The sequence below is a fragment of the Halorubrum sp. SS7 genome (genome assembly GCF_005435055.1).
Classification (GTDB): Archaea; Halobacteriota; Halobacteria; order Halobacteriales; family Haloferacaceae; genus Halorubrum; species Halorubrum salinarum.
The window spans coordinates 1-872 of sequence record NZ_SGXV01000156.1 but is presented as its reverse complement, the minus strand read 5'-3'; the positions used below and the strand labels follow the sequence as shown (position 1 = coordinate 872).

The window sequence follows — 872 nt, the reverse complement described above, 5'->3', positions numbered from 1 at the left end:
GGGCCGGCGGGGCCGGCAGGGGGCACCGCGCGGGAGCCTACAGCGACGACGTGTACAGCAGCAGGCCGACGGCGACGATCGAGACCAGCAGGATCCACCCGACCATGATGGCCCCCATCTGACGGTGCGTGAGGTTCGTGCCCTCGAGTATCTCGGAGACGCCCATACGTCGCCAAACTTACTCGGGGTATATAAGCGGACTGGGTCCGGGAGGTAGCAACGGCAAGCCGGCCGATCGGCCGCTGGTCGTCACGCTGAAGCGCGGTCAGTGAGAAGCGTCGATATTCGATGGACTACTTGGTCTCCGATCTCCACCTCGACCACGGCAACGTCATCGGCTACTGCGATCGACCGTTCGGCTCGGTCGAGGAGATGAACGAGACGCTGGTCGAGCGGTGGAATCGCGTCGTCGATCCGACTGACGAGGTGTTGTACGGTGGCGACCTGACGATCCGGGATTCAGCGGGAGCCCTGTTGGACCGGCTCGACGAACTCGACGGGGAGCTCGTCTTCCTCATCGGGAACCACGACGGGACGATACTGGAGCGGTTAGACGGGGTTCAGCTCGTCGAGGAGTGCCGCTTCGAGCATCGCGGAGTCCCGTTCCACGCCGTCCATGACCCGGCAGACGGGCCGTCGAACCCGAAGGGGTGGACACTCCACGGCCACCACCACAACAATTGGCCGGATCGGTTCCCCTTCATCGACCACGACGCCCGCCGTGTGAACTTTTCCGTCGAACTGCTGGACTACCGTCCGCTGGCGTTCGATAGGCTGGTCGACTACCTGGCCCTCGGTGAGCGGTTCCCGGATCGAACCGCCGCAGAGAACGCGCTGTCGACGCAGAACTCCGCGGGAAGCGGAGTGGACTC

Annotated in this window: 2 protein-coding genes; one reads left to right on the top strand and one right to left on the bottom strand. The window is 64.7% G+C overall.

Annotated features, from left to right (window positions below):
- Positions 1-37: 37 nt before the first annotated feature.
- Positions 38-166, bottom strand: a complete 129-nt coding sequence (locus tag EXE44_RS21940; RefSeq protein ID WP_255510257.1) for a hypothetical protein — start codon at positions 164-166, stop codon at positions 38-40.
- Positions 167-288: 122 nt separating this feature from the next.
- Between EXE44_RS21940 and EXE44_RS17305 the strand changes: the two genes are divergently transcribed.
- The coding region (locus EXE44_RS17305; protein ID WP_137717998.1) for a metallophosphoesterase at positions 289-872 on the top strand (584 nt) is incomplete at its 3' end.

Bases quoted from the DNA above. Each gene is read 5' to 3' on its own strand.
- EXE44_RS21940 (WP_255510257.1), bottom strand. From the start codon at position 166: ATGGGCGTCTCCGAGATACTCGAGGGCACGAACCTCACGCACCGTCAG.